Annotated in this window: 17 protein-coding genes; 9 read left to right on the forward strand and 8 right to left on the reverse strand. The window is 72.6% G+C overall.

The genetic code is table 11. From position 1 onward, the window contains the following. The first annotated feature begins 129 nt into the window (after nt 1–129). From ACWD1Z_RS21500 to ACWD1Z_RS21520, 5 genes are all read left to right on the forward strand, one after another. Complete coding sequence (locus tag ACWD1Z_RS21500; protein ID WP_451120804.1) at nt 130–1,374, forward strand: exo-beta-N-acetylmuramidase NamZ family protein; 1,245 nt, start codon at nt 130–132, stop codon at nt 1,372–1,374. An 81-nt stretch (nt 1,375–1,455) separates the two neighbouring features. Further along, on the forward strand, nt 1,456–2,778 hold the full coding sequence (locus ACWD1Z_RS21505; RefSeq protein WP_451120805.1) for a serine-threonine protein kinase: 1,323 nt from the start codon (nt 1,456–1,458) through the stop codon (nt 2,776–2,778). Between the two features lie 285 nt (nt 2,779–3,063). Further along, nucleotides 3,064–3,669, forward strand: coding sequence for a hypothetical protein (locus tag ACWD1Z_RS21510; protein ID WP_451120807.1), 606 nt, complete (start codon nt 3,064–3,066; stop codon nt 3,667–3,669). 53 nt (nt 3,670–3,722) lie between these two features. Further along, nucleotides 3,723–4,454 carry a 3-keto-5-aminohexanoate cleavage protein gene (locus tag ACWD1Z_RS21515; protein WP_451120809.1) on the forward strand — a complete coding sequence of 244 codons (732 nt, stop codon included), beginning with the start codon at nt 3,723–3,725 and terminating at the stop codon, nt 4,452–4,454. Between the two features lie 80 nt (nt 4,455–4,534). Beyond that, on the forward strand, nt 4,535–5,602 hold the full coding sequence (locus ACWD1Z_RS21520) for an RNA ligase (ATP) (RefSeq protein WP_451120811.1): 1,068 nt from the start codon (nt 4,535–4,537) through the stop codon (nt 5,600–5,602). Between the two features lie 31 nt (nt 5,603–5,633). Here the strand turns inward: ACWD1Z_RS21520 and soxR are convergent, their stop codons facing one another. Beyond that, the gene (gene soxR / locus ACWD1Z_RS21525; RefSeq protein ID WP_451120813.1) at nt 5,634–6,110 is read right to left on the reverse strand and encodes a redox-sensitive transcriptional activator SoxR; all 477 of its coding nucleotides are present in this window, start codon (nt 6,108–6,110) and stop codon (nt 5,634–5,636) included. A gap of 101 nt (nt 6,111–6,211) precedes the next feature. On the opposite strand from soxR, the gene ACWD1Z_RS21530 reads away from it, so the two are divergent. Then, nucleotides 6,212–6,673, forward strand: coding sequence for a MaoC family dehydratase (locus tag ACWD1Z_RS21530; protein ID WP_451120814.1), 462 nt, complete (start codon nt 6,212–6,214; stop codon nt 6,671–6,673). Between the two features lie 10 nt (nt 6,674–6,683). Here ACWD1Z_RS21530 and ACWD1Z_RS21535 read toward each other — a convergent pair whose 3' ends face one another. The 3 genes from ACWD1Z_RS21535 to ACWD1Z_RS21545 form a co-directional block, all read right to left on the reverse strand. Further along, a complete protein-coding gene (locus ACWD1Z_RS21535; RefSeq protein WP_451120815.1) occupies nt 6,684–7,307 on the reverse strand; it encodes a TetR family transcriptional regulator in 624 nt (207 codons plus the stop codon). Between the two features lie 73 nt (nt 7,308–7,380). Then, nucleotides 7,381–7,626 (reverse strand): YiaA/YiaB family inner membrane protein, encoded by a 246-nt coding sequence (locus ACWD1Z_RS21540; RefSeq protein WP_389419426.1) that lies wholly within the window; start codon nt 7,624–7,626, stop codon nt 7,381–7,383. A 61-nt stretch (nt 7,627–7,687) separates the two neighbouring features. Then, the gene (locus tag ACWD1Z_RS21545) at nt 7,688–8,839 is read right to left on the reverse strand and encodes an acyl-CoA dehydrogenase family protein (RefSeq protein WP_451120817.1); all 1,152 of its coding nucleotides are present in this window, start codon (nt 8,837–8,839) and stop codon (nt 7,688–7,690) included. 77 nt (nt 8,840–8,916) lie between these two features. On the opposite strand from ACWD1Z_RS21545, the gene ACWD1Z_RS21550 reads away from it, so the two are divergent. From ACWD1Z_RS21550 to ACWD1Z_RS21560, 3 genes are all read left to right on the forward strand, one after another. After that, nucleotides 8,917–9,558, forward strand: coding sequence for a TetR/AcrR family transcriptional regulator (locus ACWD1Z_RS21550; protein WP_451120819.1), 642 nt, complete (start codon nt 8,917–8,919; stop codon nt 9,556–9,558). Between the two features lie 109 nt (nt 9,559–9,667). Next, on the forward strand, nt 9,668–10,378 hold the full coding sequence (locus tag ACWD1Z_RS21555; protein WP_451120820.1) for an ArsR/SmtB family transcription factor: 711 nt from the start codon (nt 9,668–9,670) through the stop codon (nt 10,376–10,378). 76 nt (nt 10,379–10,454) lie between these two features. Next, on the forward strand, nt 10,455–11,495 hold the full coding sequence (locus ACWD1Z_RS21560) for a DMT family transporter (protein WP_451120822.1): 1,041 nt from the start codon (nt 10,455–10,457) through the stop codon (nt 11,493–11,495). Nucleotides 11,496–11,514: 19 nt separating this feature from the next. Here ACWD1Z_RS21560 and ACWD1Z_RS21565 read toward each other — a convergent pair whose 3' ends face one another. The 4 genes from ACWD1Z_RS21565 to ACWD1Z_RS21580 all read right to left on the reverse strand — a co-directional run bounded on the left by ACWD1Z_RS21565 (nt 11,515) and on the right by ACWD1Z_RS21580 (nt 16,032). Beyond that, nucleotides 11,515–12,597, reverse strand: coding sequence for a Zn-dependent alcohol dehydrogenase (locus tag ACWD1Z_RS21565; protein ID WP_451120824.1), 1,083 nt, complete (start codon nt 12,595–12,597; stop codon nt 11,515–11,517). Nucleotides 12,598–12,611: 14 nt separating this feature from the next. Beyond that, nucleotides 12,612–13,997, reverse strand: a complete 1,386-nt coding sequence (locus ACWD1Z_RS21570; protein WP_451120826.1) for an aldehyde dehydrogenase family protein — start codon at nt 13,995–13,997, stop codon at nt 12,612–12,614. 162 nt (nt 13,998–14,159) lie between these two features. Further along, on the reverse strand, nt 14,160–14,663 hold the full coding sequence (locus ACWD1Z_RS21575; RefSeq protein WP_451120828.1) for a DUF3574 domain-containing protein: 504 nt from the start codon (nt 14,661–14,663) through the stop codon (nt 14,160–14,162). Nucleotides 14,664–14,682: 19 nt separating this feature from the next. Beyond that, a complete protein-coding gene (locus ACWD1Z_RS21580) occupies nt 14,683–16,032 on the reverse strand; it encodes an ABC transporter ATP-binding protein (protein WP_451120830.1) in 1,350 nt (449 codons plus the stop codon). Nucleotides 16,033–16,067 lie beyond the last annotated feature (35 nt).

Genomic DNA, 16,067 nt, shown 5'->3' on the forward strand with positions numbered 1-16,067 from the left:
ACAGACTAACCAGTCGGTATGTAACAAAGGAAGGGTGCGGCGGCGTCCGGGCAGGGGGCGCGGGGCGGGATGGATTTGCGGCTCCGCCGCAGCTTACGAACAGCCGCGACAACCCCTACGGTGCCGTCCATGCGCTTCACGAGACGAACTCTCCTAGCCGCAACCCCGGCCCTGGCGGCCACCGCCACCACCACGACCACCGCAGCAGCCGCAGAGACCGGCGGCCGCAGGCTGCACACCGGCTTCGAACGCCTGGTGGCCGACGGATACGCCGTCCTGGACGGCCGGCGCGTCGGCATCGTCACCAACCCGACCGGCATCACCCGGGAGGCCCGCCACATCGTCGACGTCATGCACGCCGACGAACGAGTGAACCTGAGTGCCGTCTTCGGCCCCGAGCACGGCTTCCGCGGCACCGCCCAGGCGGGCGGCTCCGAAGGCCGCTACGACGACCCGGCCACCGGTCTGCCCGTCTACGACACGTACCTCAAGAGCGGCCGGCCCCTCGCCGACATCTTCACCGCGTCCGGCGTCGACACGGTCGTCTTCGACATCCAGGACGTGGGCGCCCGCTTCTACACGTACATCTGGACGCTCTACGACTGCATGGAGGCGGCTCAGCTGGCGGGCAAGCGCTTCGTCGTGCTGGACCGCCCCAATCCGGTCACCGGCCGCTTCGCGCAGGGCCCGGTCCTGCACAAGGAGTTCGCCACCTTCATCGGCCGGCAGCCGATCGCGCAGGCGCACGGCATGACGGTCGCCGAGCTGGCCCTGCTGTTCAACGCCGAGTTCCTCGCCACCCCGGTCGCCCTGGAGACCGTGCCGATGACGGGCTGGCGGCGCTCGGAGTTCTACGACGCCGCGCGGCTGCCCTGGGTCCCGCCGAGCCCGAACATGCCGACGCCCGACACCGCCCTCGTCTACTCGGGCACCTGTCTCTTCGAGGGCACGAACCTCTCGGAGGGCCGGGGCACCACCCGTCCCTTCGAACTCCTCGGCGCGGAGGGCATCGACCGCCGCTGGGCCGCCGCCGCCAACGAACTCGGCCTGCCCGGCGTGCACTTCAGGGAGGCGTACTTCACGCCGACCTTCTCCAAGTTCCAGGGCAAGACCGTCGGCGGGGTGCAGGTCCACGTCCACGACCGGGCCGCCTACGACCCCGTCCGCACCGGGATCGGTCTCCTCGTGACCGCCAAGCGGACCTTCCCGGGCTTCGCCTGGCGCCCCGACAACTGGATCGACAAGCTCACCGGCTCCACCCAGGTCCGCACCGCGGTCGACGCGGGCGCGAGCACCGACGAGGTGGTGGCGGGCTGGCAGGAGGAACTGGCCGCGTTCCGGAGGATGCGAAAGGGATACCTCCTCTACCGGTGACCCGCGCCGTATGGCCAACTCCGCCCCGTGGCGGGACGATACGCCCACATCGCACCGCCACGGGGGACGGAGGGGTCCGTCATGGCACGACCGGCAGTGAGCGTATCCCCCTACTGGGAACTGGTCTTCGACGCGGACGGGGATCCGGACGCCCGCGCGAGGGACCGGCTGCTCGCCGGAGTCGCCCGGCACGGGGTGCGGGATCTGCTGGTCTTCGCGCACGGCTGGAACAACGACCGCCCGGGGGCGACGCGGCTCTACGACCGCTTCTTCGCACCGGTCCCCGAACTCGCGCCGGGTGCCCGCGTCGGCTACGTGGGCGTGGTGTGGCCGGCGATGCGGTTCGCGGACGAGCCGATCCCCGACTTCCCGCGCGCGGTGGCGGCCGAACTCGCTCCGCGCCCGGCCCTGGACAAGGACACCCGGCACGCGCTGCTGGAGACGTTCCCCGGGCGGGCGACCGTGATCGACCGGCTCGCCCGGCTGCTGGAGCGGCAGTCGCGCGAGGAGGCCGAACTGGAGGAGTTCGGGCGGCTGGTGCGGCTGCTGGTCGACCTGGTGCCGCCGGGCCCGCAGGCGCTGTTCGCGGCGGACACGCTGGCGCAGGGCGTGCCGCAGGACGCGCCGGTGATGTTCGACGGGACCACGACCGGGCGGTGCGAGGAGTTCGCGCGGGCGCTGGCGTGGCTGAAGGCGCCGGACGCGGCCCCGGACGCCTCCTTCACCTTGCCCGGTCCCTGGGCGGGGGCGCATGAACTGCTGCGGCAGGCCACGTACTTCGCGATGAAGCGGCGGGCGGGCACGGTGGGCGAGCGGGGCCTGGGCAGGGTGATCGGGCAGCTCGCCGCGCGGTCGCCCGGGGTGCGGGTGCATCTGGTCGGGCACAGCTTCGGCGGGCGGCTGGTGTCGTTCGCGCTGCGCGGGCTGCCCCGGGGGGTGCGGACGGTGAAGTCCGTGACGCTGCTCCAAGGGGCCTTCTCGCACTACGCCTTCTCGGCCAGGCTGCCGCACGACGCGCGCGCGGGCGGAGTGCTCCAGGGGCAGCACCACCGTATCGACGGACCTCTGGTGTGCTGCTTCTCCCGGCACGACGACGCCCTGGGCACGATGTATCCGCTGGCCTCGCGCATGGCGGGCCACGACCGGGAGTTCCACGGATTCGACGTCGGCCGGGCGCTGGGCGCCAAGTGGGGCGCGCTGGGCTTCGACGGGGTGCGGGCGGTGCCCGGCACCCGGCAGCTCAAGCTCGCCGAGGCGCTGCGCGGGCCGTTGCCCACGGCGGGGTGCGTGAACGTCGACGCCGCCGCGGTGGTCCGGCGCGGGGGCCCGCCGGCCGGGGCGCACAGCGACATCCTGCACCGGGAGCTGGCCCGGCTGGTGCTGGCGGCGGGCCGCGTGCGCTGATCCGCCGCCCGGGAAAGCGGCGGAAAAGGACCGGTGGCGGCAAAAGACCGGAATGAGCATGCATACCGATGCCGTCTCCTGGAACCCGTGCAATCCGCCGGGAGTTCTCAGTGTGTCGAGTGCGGTGCGGGGGAAGCACGCGGACCGGCTGTTGGGGACCATCGCACAACGGATGGAGCCGAATCGCGTGTCGATACGTCTATTCGTCAACGTCGCACGAAGTCCGTGCGGCGCGACGCCGAAGTGACCGAAGTACAGGTGCACGTGTGACGGAGGTGCAGGGCGATGGCCGGTTTCCGGAGTCTGGCGAGACAGGTACGAGACCCGCGCTGTGATCTGGCGCTACGCCGCTATTCGCTGCGCAAGTGCCTTGAACGGTTCGCCCCTTACGGGCACAGGGCGACCTGGGACCACTTGTGCTCGCGGGCCGGGTTCGGTCCGGAGGACCGGTCCCCCGATCCGGCGCGGCTCGTGGCCGCGTTGGAGGAGTTGGAGGAGGCGCGTTCGGTCTGGCTCGCCTACGAGGTCGAATTCGCCCACCGCCGCAAGAAGGAGAAGCACGACGGACTGCGCAGGCCGGGGAGTGTCGACGACTGGCACCGGCTGACCTGGGGCGGTTTCGGAGTGGCGTGGTGCGACGACCCGCGGGTGCACCCCCGTGAGCCGCTGGCCGAGGTGCTGCGCCGGCTGATCTCCGCCTTGGAGCGCGACCCGGGGGGAGAGTGCCCGGTGTGCGGCGGGGAGCGGCTGACCTGGAAGTACGACCTGGCCCATGAACCCTCCTCGGGCCCGGTCTGCACGAGCTGCGGGATCGTGGTCCCGCGTCCCGTGCTGACGCCGGAGGCCCTGGCGGCCGCCCGGCGCGAACGCCGGCTGCTGATGACGGCCTAGTACGACGGGGGTGCGACGGGGATGCCGCACCCCCACCCGAGGATGATTCCGGCATGGTGCAGGTCTGTCTGAACGGAGCCCGGTCGGCGGCCGACGGCGCGTCGGTGCCGCTGTCGCCGGAGGCGATGGCCGAGTCCGCGGCCGAGGCCGTGGCCGCCGGTGCCACGGATGTGCATGTCCATCCCAAGACGCCCTGCGGCCGGGACAGCCTGTCCCCGCGTGTCGTGGCGGCGACGCTGGAGGCGATCCGGGCGCGCGTTTCGGTGCCCGTCGGGGTGACGACGGGTGCGTGGGCGGAGCCGGATCCCGCGGTACGGGTGTCCCGGGTCCGGGCCTGGACGGTGCTGCCGGATCACGCCTCGGTCAACTGGCACGAGCCGGGGGCGGAGGAGGTCGCGGCCGCACTGGTCGACCGGGGGGTCGGGGTGGAGGCCGGTGTCTGGTCGGGGACCGACGGGGCCGCCCGGTTCGCGCGTTCGCCGCTCGGACCGAAGGTGCTGCGGGTGCTGGCGGAGGTGACGGACACCTCCCCGGAGACGGCCGAGGCCAGTGCGCGGAGTCTGCTGGCGGAGCTGGGGTCCGCTTTCGGCCGGCCCGTGCTGCTGCACGGTGAGGACGGCGGCGCGTGGCCGGTCCTGCGACTGGCGGCGCGGCTGGGTCTGGCGACACGGGTGGGCCTTGAGGACACACTGCTGCTCCCGTCCGGCGAACGGGCCTCGTCCAACACCCAGTTGGTGGCCCAGAGCCTGATCGAGCACACCCCCCGGGACGGTAACAGGTCCTAATTGAGTGGCTCCACACCATTCCGCTCCGGACAGTTGGAGGCGATGAGACCCAACTGACCGCAAGAACCCAGGAGTCACCGATGTCGACGCTGCGCGTCACCGCCGAAGTGCTGACCGTCCATGAGCATCCGAACGCCGACGCCCTCGAACTGGCCCAGGTGGGCCTGTACCGGGCGGTCGTGGCGAAGGGCGCCTACCGCAGCGGCGAGGCGGCCGTGTACATCCCCGAGCAGTCGGTGCTGCCGGCCGCGCTGATCGAGGAGCTGGGGCTGACGGGGCGGCTGGCGGGCGGCAACGCGGACCGGGTGAAGGCGGTACGGCTGCGCGGGGAGCTGTCGCAGGGGATCGTGTGCCGGCCCTCGGCGCTGGCGGGCGTGGACCTGGCGCGGGCGGCGGCGGACGGTACCGACTTCGCGGAGCGGCTGGGGATCACCAAGTGGGTGCCGCCGATACCGCCGTCGATGTCCGGGGACGTGGAGTCGGCGCCGGAACTGCTGCCGTGGGTGGACATCGAGAGCATCCAGCGGTATCCGGAGATCTTCGCCCCGGGTGAGCCGGTGGTGCTGACGGAGAAGCTGCACGGGTCGGCGTGCCTGGTGACGTATGTGGCGGAGGAGTCCCGGGTGTACGTGTCCTCCAAGGGCTTCGGCGCCAAGTCGCTGGCGCTGAAGGAGGATCCGCGGAATCTGTACTGGCGGGCCGTGCACGGGCACCGGGTCGCGGAGGCGGCGGCCCGGGTCGCGGAGCGGCTGGGGGCGCGGCGGGTCGGGATCTTCGGTGAGGTGTACGGGGCGGGGGTCCAGGACCTGACGTACGGGGCCGACGGCCGGCGGGAGTCCCTGGGGTACGCCGTGTTCGACATGTCGGCGGAGATCGACGGTTCGGTGCGGTGGCTGGACGCCGCGGAACTGGTCGGTGACGCGCTGCCGTTGGTGCCCCGGCTGTACGAGGGGCCGTACGACAGCGCGCGGGTGCTGGAGATCGCGAGCGGCCGGGAGACCGTGTCCGGGCGTGAGCTGCATCTGCGGGAGGGCGTGGTGATACGGCCCGCCGTGGAGCGGTACAGCCCGGTGACCGGCGGCCGGGCCATCGCGAAGGCGGTCAGCCCGGCGTACCTGACCCGCAAGGGCGGCACGGAGTACGAGTGACCCGCGACGCCGGGCGTCCGAGCGGGAGGGCCTAGTCCTTCTTCGTCAGGGCCCGGCGTTCCGCCAGGAGTCGGGAACCGGTGAGGCGTTCGCCGATGGCGTCGTCCGGGTTGGACAGGACGCAGGTGTCCAGGGAGAGGCAGCCGCAGCCGATGCAGTCGGTCAGGTGGTCGCGCAGGCGGTTCAGGCGGGTGATGCGTTCGTCGAGTTCGGCGCGCCAGGACTCCGAGAGGCGGGCCCAGTCCTCGTGGGTCGGGGTGCGCCCCTCGGGGAGTTCGGCGAGCGCGTCGCGGATCGTGGCCAGCGGGATGCCCACCCGCTGGGCGGCCCTGATGAAGGCGACCCGGCGCAGCGTGTCCCGGCCGTAGCGGCGTTGGTTGCCCGCTGTGCGGCGGCTGGTGATCAGGCCCTTGGCCTCGTAGAAGTGCAGGGCGGAGACGGCGGCACCGCTGCGCGCGGCGAGCTGGCCGACGGTGAGCTCGTGGATCTTCTCGGGAATCTGGGGCACCCCTCGGAGCCTACCCACCCCGGCGGACGGCAGGTCCGTTGACAGGGAGCCCGCTCCCGAGCATGCTAAGCAGTCGCTTAGACTTTTGGGAGGCCAGGGACATGGCAGAACCGAGGAGCTTCACCTCCGTCGACGACCTGAAGGCGGCGGTCGGCGAGCAGTTGGGGTACACCGACTGGCTGGAGGTCGACCAGAAGCGGATCGACCTGTTCGCCGAGGCGACCGGTGACCACCAGTGGATCCACGTCGACCCCGAGAAGGCCGCCGCCGGCCCGTTCGGGACGACCATCGCCCACGGATACCTCACCCTGTCGCTGCTGCCCCTGTTCGGCCCGCAGCTGCTGAAGGTCGAGGGTGTGAAGATGGGCGTCAACTACGGCACCAACAAGGTCCGTTTCCCGGCCCCGGTCCCGGTCGGTTCCCGGCTGCGCGCCACCGCGAGGATCGCCGGAGTCGACGACGTCACCGGCGGCGTCCAGGTGACCGTCGCCTTCACCGTCGAGCGCGAGGGCGGCGACAAGCCGGTCTGCGTCGCCGAGTCCGTCGCGCGCTACTACCTGTAGGCGCCGGGGCCTACTTCGCGCCCACCATCCGCAGCACGAGGTCGGCGTACAGCTCGCCGACCTCGTCGGGGGTCCGGGGTCCGTGCACGTTGAACCAGCGTGCCACGTCGATGCTCAGCGACAGGATGGCGAGGGTGGTGCCCTTGACGTCCGGCACGTCGAACTCCCCGGACGCCACCCCGTCCTCGATGATGCCCCGCACCTCGGCGTCGACCTGCCGGCGCAGCGCGAGGATCTCGGCGCGGGCCTCGGGGCCGAGCGAGTCCAGCTCGTACTGCACCACCCGGGCGGTCGTCCGGCCTCCGGCGTGCCAGCGGACGAAGGAGCTCACCGCGTTCGCGAGCCGCTCGGTGGGGCTGCCCTCGCCCGCCGCCGCCGTCCGCAGGATCTCCAGCGCCTTCTCGTGGCCGATCCGGCTGATCCGGTGCAGCAGCTCTTCCTTGGTCTTGTAGTGGATGTAGAGCGCCGCCGGGCTCATCCCGGCCCGGCCCGCGATGTCCCGGGTCGTCGTGGCGTGATAGCCACGCTCGGCGAAGGCCTCCACCGCGGCGATCAGCAGTCGCCGGGCCGCGTCGGGCGTGACCTCGCCCCACGCCGACCCCTCGCCGCCGGCCGTCTCCTCCGCCGTACTCATCGCTCGCTCGCCCCTCTCGCTGACAGAGGCACCACCATACCGCCGACGGTGAGCGGGCGCTTAGAGCAGCCGTTCAGAGCTTTTCGAACGGGCTGTAGGAATGAGCCGTCGACGCGTCCTGCCGGTCGCGGATGACCTTGGCGAGGGTGAAGGCGGAGGTCACCAGGTAGAGGACGGCTATGCCGAGGAAGGCGCGGACCCAGGGGTCGGCCTCCAGCTGGTAGATGCCGATGGCGGTGGCCGCCATGGCGACGGCGAACGAGGCGACGGACTGGCCGTAGAAGGCGGCCGTGTTCTGCTTGACCGGTGTGTCACTCATGGGGACAAGCTTCGGCGGACGTGGGCCGCGCCACATCCGCCGAAGTACTCAGCCGACGTACTCAGAAGGCGGAGACACCCGTCAGCGCACGGCCGATGACCAGCTTCTGGATCTGGCTGGTGCCCTCGTAGAGGGTCATCACCCGGGCGTCGCGCAGCAGCTTGCCCGCCGGGTACTCGTCGATGTAGCCGTAGCCGCCGAAGACCTGGAGGGCGTTGTTGGCGGCGCGGACCGCGGCCTCCGAGGCGAAGAGCTTGGCCTTGGAGGACTCGGTGGCGAAGGGCTGCCCCCGGTCGATGAGGTCGGCGACCCGCCAGGTCAGCAGGCGGGCGGCGTCGACGTCCACCGCGATGTCGCTGATCAGCTCCTGGACGAGCTGGTGGTGGGCGATCGTCTTGCCGAACTGCTCCCGCTCCCCCGCGTACCGCACCGCCACGTCCAGCGCGGCCTGGGCCAGGCCCACGCACCCCGCGGCCACCGACATCCGCCCCTTGGCCAGCGCCGACATGGCGACCGAGAAGCCCTTGCCCTCCTCGCCGAGCCGGGCGGAGACGGGCACCCGCACGCCCTCCAGGACGAGTTCGGCGGTGGCCTGGCCACGCAGGCCGAGCTTGCCGTGGATGGTGCGGCGGGACAGTCCGGGGGTGTCCGCCGGCACCAGGAAGGCGGAGACGCCCTTGTGGCCGGGGGCGTCGGTGGAGCGGGCGAAGAGCAGGACGACGTCGGCCCAGGTGCCGTTGGTGATGAACATCTTGGTGCCGTTGATGACGTAGTCCCCGCCGTCCCGGACCGCCCGGGTGGTGAGGTTGCCGGCGTCGGAGCCGGTGCCCGGTTCGGTGAGGCCGAAGCAGCCGACCTGCTCGCCGGAGGTCAGGCCCGGCAGCCACTGCCGCTTCTGCTCCTCGCTCCCCCAGGCGGCGATCGTCTTGGCGACCAGGCCCAGCGAGACCGAGACGATGCCGCGCACCGAGGAGTCGCCCCGCCCCAGCTCCTCGGTGACCAGGCAGTACGCGAGATGGTCGCCGCCGGAGCCGCCGTACTCCTCGTCGACGGTCAGCCCCAGGAAGCCGACCTCGCCGAGCTTCTTCACGATGCCCCGGTCGACCTCCTCGGCCCGGTCCCAGGCGACGACGTGCGGGGCGATCTCGCGGGCCACGAAGTCCCGGGCGAGCTGCCGTACGGCGGTCTGCTCCTCGCTGAGCTCCAGGTTCATACCGAGTCACCCCACTTGAAAGCCGTACATTTAAATTAGCACTGCTAGTTTCCGTGTGCAGCCCTACTATGTGCGCCATGGCCCGACCGCGCAAGCCCCTGCTGAGCACCGACCGGATCGTCGAGACGGCGCGGGTCCTCGTGGACACCGAGGGCCTCGCGGCCGTCTCCACCCGGCGGCTCGCCGCGGAGCTGGGCGTGAGCGGGCCGTCCCTCTACAACCACTTCCGCACGAAGGACCAGATCCTGGAGGCGGTCGCGGACTCGGTCAGCGCGCAGGTCGATCTGTCGATGTTCGAGGACGGGCGGGACTGGCGGACCGCGCTGCACGACTGGGCGGTCTCCTACCGGGCGGCCCTGCGGGACCATCCGAACATCGTGCCCGTCCTGGCCCGCGGGCCCGGGCGGCGGCCGGCCGCGCTGCGGCTCGCGGACGCGGTGTACGGGGCGATGGTGGCGGCGGGGTGGCCGCCGGCGCAGGCCACGTCGATCGGGGCGCTGATGCGGTACTTCATCATGGGGTCCGCGCTGGGGTCGTTCGCGGGGGGATTCGTCGACGACGTCAGTGCGTACGACCCCGCGGACTATCCGCATCTGGGGCAGGCGCATCTTCTTGCCGAGCGGCAGGAGAAGATCGACGAGCGGGCGTTCGAGACGGGCCTGACTGCGCTGCTGGACGGGTTGGAGCGGCAGTACGAAGGGGTGGTCGCCCCATCGTGACTTCCGCGGGCCGGTGAGGGCTGGTCGCGCAGTTCCCCGCGCCCCTTGAGGAGTTCCAGTGCCCCCGGTTCGGCCGTGACCGAAGTGTTCGGGCCCCATCCTGGTTGTCATGACCGACCGTGATCCCCGCGCGCCTCATCTGGCTCGGCTGGCCTCTCTCCTCGCCGATGAGACCCGGGCCGTCTGTCTGCTCGCGCTGCTCGACGGGCGGGCCTGGACCGCCGGGGAGCTGGCCCGGCACGCGGGGGTGGCCGCGTCCACGCTCAGTGAGCATCTGGGCAAGCTCGTCGCCGGTGGGCTGCTCGTCGAGGAGCGGCAGGGCCGGCACCGGTACGTGCGGCTCGCCGATGCCCGGGCCGCGCAGCTGGTGGAGGACCTGGCCGCGCAGGTGGCGCCCCAGGCGGTCGTACGGCCGCGGAGTCTGCGGCAGTCCAGTGCCGGGGCGGCGATGGCCCGCGGGCGGACCTGCTACGACCATCTGGCCGGGCGGCTCGGGATCGCGGTGACCGACGCGTTCACCGCGCGCGGGCTGCTGCGGCAGGACACCGGGTTCGCGCTCACGGACGCGGGGGTGGCCTGGTTCGACTCCGCCGGGATCCGGCTGGACCGGGCGAGCCGACGGCCGCTGGCGCGGGCCTGCCTCGACTGGACCGAGCGGCGCCCGCATCTGGCGGGGGTCGCGGGCGCGGCGGTGTGCCGGCATGCGCTGGAGGCGGGGTGGTGCGTGCGGATCGGGTCCGAGCGGGCGGTGAAGGTGACGGCGGCCGGGGAGCGGGCGCTGGCCCAACTGCTGGGGATGGACGCGACGACGTTGCGCTGAGCGCCCCGGCAGGGCACCGCACTCCCCGTCCGAAATCCGCGAGCCCCCGGAAAGCGGCCCGCCTAGCCTCTGGAGCATGATGAACGCCGTCCACCGCCGTACCGACCTGCTCGCCACCGGTGCCGCCACCGTCACCGTCGTCCTGTGGGCCTCGGCCTTCGTCTCGATCCGCAGCGCGGGTGCCGCGTACTCGCCGGGCGCGCTGGCGCTGGGGCGGCTGCTGGCGGGGGCGTTGGTGCTCGGGGCCATCTGCCTCGTCCGGCGCGCGGGATGGCCGCCGCGGCCGGCGTGGCGGGGGATCGGGATATCCGGGCTGCTGTGGTTCGGTTTCTACATGGTGGCCCTGAACTGGGGCGAGCAGCAGGTGGACGCCGGTACGGCGGCGCTGGTGGTGAACATCGGGCCGATCCTCGTCGCGCTGCTCGGGGCCCGGCTGCTCGGGGACGTCATGCCGCCGCGGCTGCTGGCCGGGATGGCGGTGTCCTTCGCGGGCGCGGTGACCGTGGGGCTGTCGATGTCCGGCGGGGGCGGCTCGTCGCTGCTCGGTGTGGTGCTGTGCCTGCTGGCGGCGGCGGGGTACGCCGGGGGCGTCGTCGCGCAGAAGCCTGCCCTGACGCATGCGAGCCCCTTGCAGGTGACGACGTTCGGCTGCCTGGTGGGCGCGGTGCTGTGCCTGCCGTTCGCCGGTCAGCTGGTCACGGAAGCGGCCGAGGCGCCGGTGCCGGCCACGCTCAACATGGTCTACCTGGGCGTCTTTCCGACCGCGCTCGCCTTCACGACGTGGGCGTACGCCCTGGCCCGGACGACCGCCAGCCGGATGGGGGCGACGACGTACGCGGTGCCCGCGCTGGTCGTGCTGATGTCGTGGCTGGCCCTGGGCGAGGTGCCGGGGGCGCTGACGCTGGCGGGCGGGGCGCTGTGCCTGCTGGGGGTGGCGGTGTCGCGGTCGCGGCCGTCTTCGGGCGCGGAGGACGCCGGGAGCACGGAGGACGCCGGGAGCACGGAGGACGCCGGGAGCGCCGAGGGTGTCGGGAGCGCCGAGGGTGTCGCCCCCGGGCTCCCGGTCGGTTCCGAAGCGGCCTCGTCGTCCGCCGCCGGACGGGGCGGGACCGACTGAACCGACGCTCCCCCGGGGCTCAGAACATGACCAGCGCCCGGCCGCCCTTGCCCGCCAGCATGTTGTCGAACGCCGCCGGGATGCCCTCGAGGCCGATCCGTTCGGTCACCAGCATCCCCAGGTCCAGGCGTCCCTCGCGGACGAGTTCGGCCAGCACCGGGACGTCCCGCGCAGGGTCCGCGTTGCCGTAGACGCAGCCGGAGAGGGTGCGGCCCCAGTGGAAGATCTCCAGGGCGTTGAAGGTGACCTCCTGGTCCTTGCCGCCGATGCCGACCACGGTCGTACGGCCGCCGCGGCGGGTGGAGTCCCAGGCGGTGCGGATGGTGGACGCGCGGCCCACGCACTCGATCGCCACGTCCACCCCCTGCTTGCCGGTCAGGCCCCGGATCTCGCGGGCGGTGTTCTCCGAGGCGATCACGAACTCGGTGGCCCCGGCCGCACGGGCCAGTTCCTCCTTGGCCGCGGAGACGTCCACCGCCACGATCCGCGAGGCGCCGGCGACCCGGGCCGACTGGAGCGCGGCGAGGCCCACTCCGCCGACGCCGTACACGGCCACCGTCTCCCCCTCGCGCACCCGCGCGGCGTGGTGGACGGCGCCGTAGCCGGTGAGCACCGCGCAGCCCAGCAGGGCCGCCTCGGTGAGCGGGACACCGTCGGGGGCGGGCAGGACGCAGGACTCCGCGACGACCGTCTCCTCGGCGAACGCGGCGACGTTCAGGCCCGGGTGCAGGCCGGTGCCGTCGGAGGCGCGGTGGGCGTAGACATCGGCGGCGCCGTTCAGGGCGTTGGCGCACAGCCAGACCTCGCCCAGTGCGCAGGCGTGGCAACTGCCGCAGGCGGGGGCCCAGTTGAGGACGACCGCGTCGCCCGGTGCCACCCGGGTGACGCCCTCGCCGACCGCGACCACCGTGCCCGCGCCCTCGTGACCGAGGACGGCGGGGACGGGCAGGCGCATCGTGCCGTTGGACAGGGAGAGGTCGGAGTGGCAGACGCCCGCGGCGGTGAGCCGGACGCGGACCTGGCCGGGGCCCGGGTCCGGCAGGTCGATCTCGGCGATCTCCAGCGGAGCGCCCACGGCGGGCAGGACAGCGGCGCGAACCATGGCGGTGAACTCCTCTAGAACTGGAGGGACTTGGTCTGCAGGTACTCGGCGAGACCGTGCGTGCCGAGCTCCCGGCCGACGCCCGACTGCTTGTAACCGCCGAAGGGGGCGAGGGGGTTGAAGCGGCCGCCGTTGATGTCGACCTGGCCGGTCTCCATCCGGCGGGCGAAGGCCACCGCCTCCGTCTCGTCGCCCCACACCGCGCCCGCGAGGCCGTAGACGGTGCCGTTGGCGATGCGCAGGGCGTCGTCCTCGTCCTCGTAGCACAGGATCGACAGGACCGGCCCGAAGATCTCCTCCTGCGCGATCGTCATCTCGGGGGTGACGTCGGCGAAGACCGTCGGGCTGACGAAGTAGCCCTGCTCGCGGGGGGATTCGGTGCCGCCCGCGACGACCCGGGCGCCCTCGGCGACTCCCTGGTCGATGTAGCCGCACACCCGCTCGCGCTGCCGCGCGTTCACCACCGGGCCGATGCGCTCGCCGTACTTCGCGGCTGCGGCGGAGGCGAGGGCCACCGCCTCGTCGTACTGGGAGGTGTGCACGAGCATGCGGGTCCAGGCGCTGCACGTCTGGCCGGAGTTGGACATGACGTTGGCGACGCCGACGTTGACCGCCTTGGCGAGGTCGGCGCTCGGCAGGATGACGTTGGCGGACTTGCCGCCGAGTTCGAGGGCGACCTTCTTGACCGCGGCGCCGGCCGTCGCGGCGATCTGCCGGCCGACGGCCGTGGAGCCGGTGAAGGAGACCAGGTCGACGCCCGGGTGCTCGACGAGGGCCTGGCCCGCGACCCCGCCGAGGCCGGTGACCAGGTTGAAGACGCCCGCCGGCACCCCGGCCTCGTGCACCGCCTCGGCGAAGAGCTGAGCGGTCAGCGGGGTGTCCTCGGCGGGCTTCAGGACGACCGTGCAGCCCGCGGCGAGCGCGGGGGCGACCTTGGCGACGATCTGGTGGAGCGGGTAGTTCCAGGGGGTGATCGCGCCGACCACGCCGATCGGCTCGTGCAGGACGGTGGAGTTGCCGACCTTCTCCTCGAAGGCGTACGTCGCCGCCAGCTCGGCGTACGAGCCCGCGACCGCGATCGGTACGGAGGCGTGGACCGCCTGGGAGAAGGCGAGCGGCGAACCGAGCTCCGCGGTGACCGTCTCGGCGATCTCGTCCTTGCGGGCGGTGAGGACGTCCCGCAGGGCGGCGAGGCGCTCCGCGCGTTCGGCGGGCGGGGTGGCGGCCCAGCCCGTGAGTGCGCCGCGCGCGGCGCGTACGGCGGTGTCCACGTCCTCCGCGGTTCCCGCGGGGACGAGGCCGATGACCTGCTCGTCGGCCGGGTTCACGACGTCGATCGTGTCCCGGCCGGGGGCGGGGTGCCAGGCTCCGTCGATGTAGAAGCCGTCGTGTGCCTTCATCGGGTTCCTTCCGGGCGTTGTGCGGCTGCGGGTGCGTGGGGGCCGGTCGCGCAGTTCCCCGCGCCCCTTACCGGCGTCAGCGAACCGCCCCTAAACTAGCGCCGATAGTTTTACGGCACCAGGGCTGCCGCCGTGGCACGGCTCACCCTGCCCCGAAGGAGCTCAGAAGTCGACCCGTGCCCGGTCGTCCACCCTGGCCACCGACTCCTGCCCGAACTCCTTCTCGTAGGCCCGGCGGATCTCCTCGATCTTGCGGTCACTGGTCCGCGCCGCCTCGACCGGATACAGCAGGATCAGCTCGTACGACCGCTCCTTCTCGATCGTGCCGCTCGCGTCCCGCCACTGACCGCGGCCGGTCTGGACGGTGAGGCCGTCCGGGAAGTCGGGGGTGACCTCCTCGTCGACGAAGTTCATGAACTGTTCGTCGGTGACGGCCGGGCCGCCGTCGGGGCGTTCGGTGCCGAACAGGAGGCGGCTCTCCACGTAGGGCTCGCCCCGCTGCGGGACGGCGGCGGTCCCGCCGTCGTCGAGGGTGGCGTACGCGGTGGGGGCGGCCACGGCGAGCAGGAGGCCGGCGGTCACCAGGACGGCGCGGCCACGGGTCACGGCGGGCTTCGGGGTGGGCTTCGCGGCGGGCTGCGGGGTGGGTGTCATGGGGAGGTTCATGCCCCATCCCTTACGGCCGCTACTCCTCCAGGTCCGGCAGCCGCGCCGGTGCCGGGCAGATCCGTTCGCCGTGCTGGTCGAAGACGAACAGGTGGGCGATGTCGACGAGCAGCGGCACCTGCATGCCGTGCCGGAGGTCGATGTCGGGGGTGGTGCGGACGATCAGGTCGCCGGGCAGCCGGCCCTCGGGCGGGACGGGCTCGGCCGGGCGTTCGGGGCGGGTGTCCCGCGGGTCCTCCAGCACCACCACCGGCCCGGCCCGCAGCGCGCCCGCCCGCTCCCGGAGCCGGTTCAGCACCGTGGTGCCGTCCCGCCTGCGCCGCCGAACCCTTCCGAGCGGTCGCGGGGCCTCCAGCTCGGGCACGACGGCCGGGCGGGACCCGGTGTTGAAGTGCACGAGCACCTCGTGGCCCTGGAACTCGACATGCTCCACCAGCCCGGTGATCAGCACCTCCCCCGGCCGGGCCTCCGCCGGCTTGGCGATCCGGACCGACTCCGAACGCAGTCCCACGATGACCTCGCGGCCCTGCTGGACCCGGAGCAACTGGTGATCCTGGGAGAGGGGTTCGGGCAGCCGCAGAAACTGCTTGCCGAGGCTGATGGTCATCGCCCCGTCGAGCGGGGCGCGGACGACTCCGCGCAGCAGGTTGATGCGGGGGATGCCGATGAAGGCGGCCACGAAGACATTGCGGGGCAGGGCGTAGACCTCGCGCGGGGTGCCGATCTGCTGGAGCACCCCGCCGCGCAGGACGGCGACCCGGTCGCCGAGCGACATGGCCTCGCCCTGGTCATGGGTGACGTAGACCGTGGTGACGCCCAGCTCGCGGGTGAGCTTGGTGATCTCGGCGCGCAGATGGTTGCGGAGCTTGGCGTCCAGATTGGACAGGGGCTCGTCCATCAGGAAGGCGGAGGGGTGGCGGGCGATGGCCCGGCCCATGGCGACGCGCTGGCGTTCGCCGCCGGAGAGCTGGGCGGGCAGCCGGTCGAGCAGGTCCTCGATGCCGAGCATGCGGGCGGTGGCGTCCACCCGGGGGCGGGGGTCCTCGCCGGGGGTCTCGATGCGCAGCGGGAAGCCGATGTTGTCGCGGCTGGTCATGCTCGGGTAGAGGGCGAAGTTCTGGAACACCATCGCCATGTCCCGGCCGGACGGGGGCAGGTCGTTGGCCCATTCGCCGTCGAGCCGCAGCTCGCCCTCGTCGATCTCCTCGAGTCCGGCGATCATTCGTAGCACCGTCGACTTGCCGCAGCCCGAGGGGCCGAGCAGGACGAGGAACTCGCCGGGCTCGATGTCCAACGTGAGCCGGTCCACCACGCGGACGCCCTTGGTGTAACTCTTGCTCACGTCGTGCAGAGAGATGGCGCGTGTCATGAGGGGTGCCCCCGGGGGCTACGTCGGCGGCCCTG

This window comes from Streptomyces sp. NPDC002784 (assembly GCF_053592135.1).

What these genes read in the sequence shown, in the direction of transcription:
- ACWD1Z_RS21500 (WP_451120804.1), top strand. Translation starts at nt 130, where the DNA reads ATGCGCTTCACGAGACGAACTCTCCTAGCCGCAACCCCGGCCCTGGCG.
- ACWD1Z_RS21515 (WP_451120809.1), top strand. Translation starts at nt 3,723, where the DNA reads ATGGTGCAGGTCTGTCTGAACGGAGCCCGGTCGGCGGCCGACGGCGCG.
- ACWD1Z_RS21505 (WP_451120805.1), top strand. Translation starts at nt 1,456, where the DNA reads ATGGCACGACCGGCAGTGAGCGTATCCCCCTACTGGGAACTGGTCTTC.
- ACWD1Z_RS21535 (WP_451120815.1), bottom strand. Translation starts at nt 7,307, where the DNA reads ATGAGTACGGCGGAGGAGACGGCCGGCGGCGAGGGGTCGGCGTGGGGC.
- ACWD1Z_RS21570 (WP_451120826.1), bottom strand. Translation starts at nt 13,997, where the DNA reads ATGAAGGCACACGACGGCTTCTACATCGACGGAGCCTGGCACCCCGCC.
- ACWD1Z_RS21565 (WP_451120824.1), bottom strand. Translation starts at nt 12,597, where the DNA reads ATGGTTCGCGCCGCTGTCCTGCCCGCCGTGGGCGCTCCGCTGGAGATC.
- ACWD1Z_RS21580 (WP_451120830.1), bottom strand. Translation starts at nt 16,032, where the DNA reads ATGACACGCGCCATCTCTCTGCACGACGTGAGCAAGAGTTACACCAAG.
- ACWD1Z_RS21550 (WP_451120819.1), top strand. Translation starts at nt 8,917, where the DNA reads ATGGCCCGACCGCGCAAGCCCCTGCTGAGCACCGACCGGATCGTCGAG.
- ACWD1Z_RS21555 (WP_451120820.1), top strand. Translation starts at nt 9,668, where the DNA reads ATGACCGACCGTGATCCCCGCGCGCCTCATCTGGCTCGGCTGGCCTCT.
- ACWD1Z_RS21540 (WP_389419426.1), bottom strand. Translation starts at nt 7,626, where the DNA reads ATGAGTGACACACCGGTCAAGCAGAACACGGCCGCCTTCTACGGCCAG.
- ACWD1Z_RS21520 (WP_451120811.1), top strand. Translation starts at nt 4,535, where the DNA reads ATGTCGACGCTGCGCGTCACCGCCGAAGTGCTGACCGTCCATGAGCAT.
- ACWD1Z_RS21545 (WP_451120817.1), bottom strand. Translation starts at nt 8,839, where the DNA reads ATGAACCTGGAGCTCAGCGAGGAGCAGACCGCCGTACGGCAGCTCGCC.
- ACWD1Z_RS21575 (WP_451120828.1), bottom strand. Translation starts at nt 14,663, where the DNA reads ATGAACCTCCCCATGACACCCACCCCGCAGCCCGCCGCGAAGCCCACC.
- ACWD1Z_RS21560 (WP_451120822.1), top strand. Translation starts at nt 10,455, where the DNA reads ATGATGAACGCCGTCCACCGCCGTACCGACCTGCTCGCCACCGGTGCC.
- ACWD1Z_RS21510 (WP_451120807.1), top strand. Translation starts at nt 3,064, where the DNA reads ATGGCCGGTTTCCGGAGTCTGGCGAGACAGGTACGAGACCCGCGCTGT.
- ACWD1Z_RS21530 (WP_451120814.1), top strand. Translation starts at nt 6,212, where the DNA reads ATGGCAGAACCGAGGAGCTTCACCTCCGTCGACGACCTGAAGGCGGCG.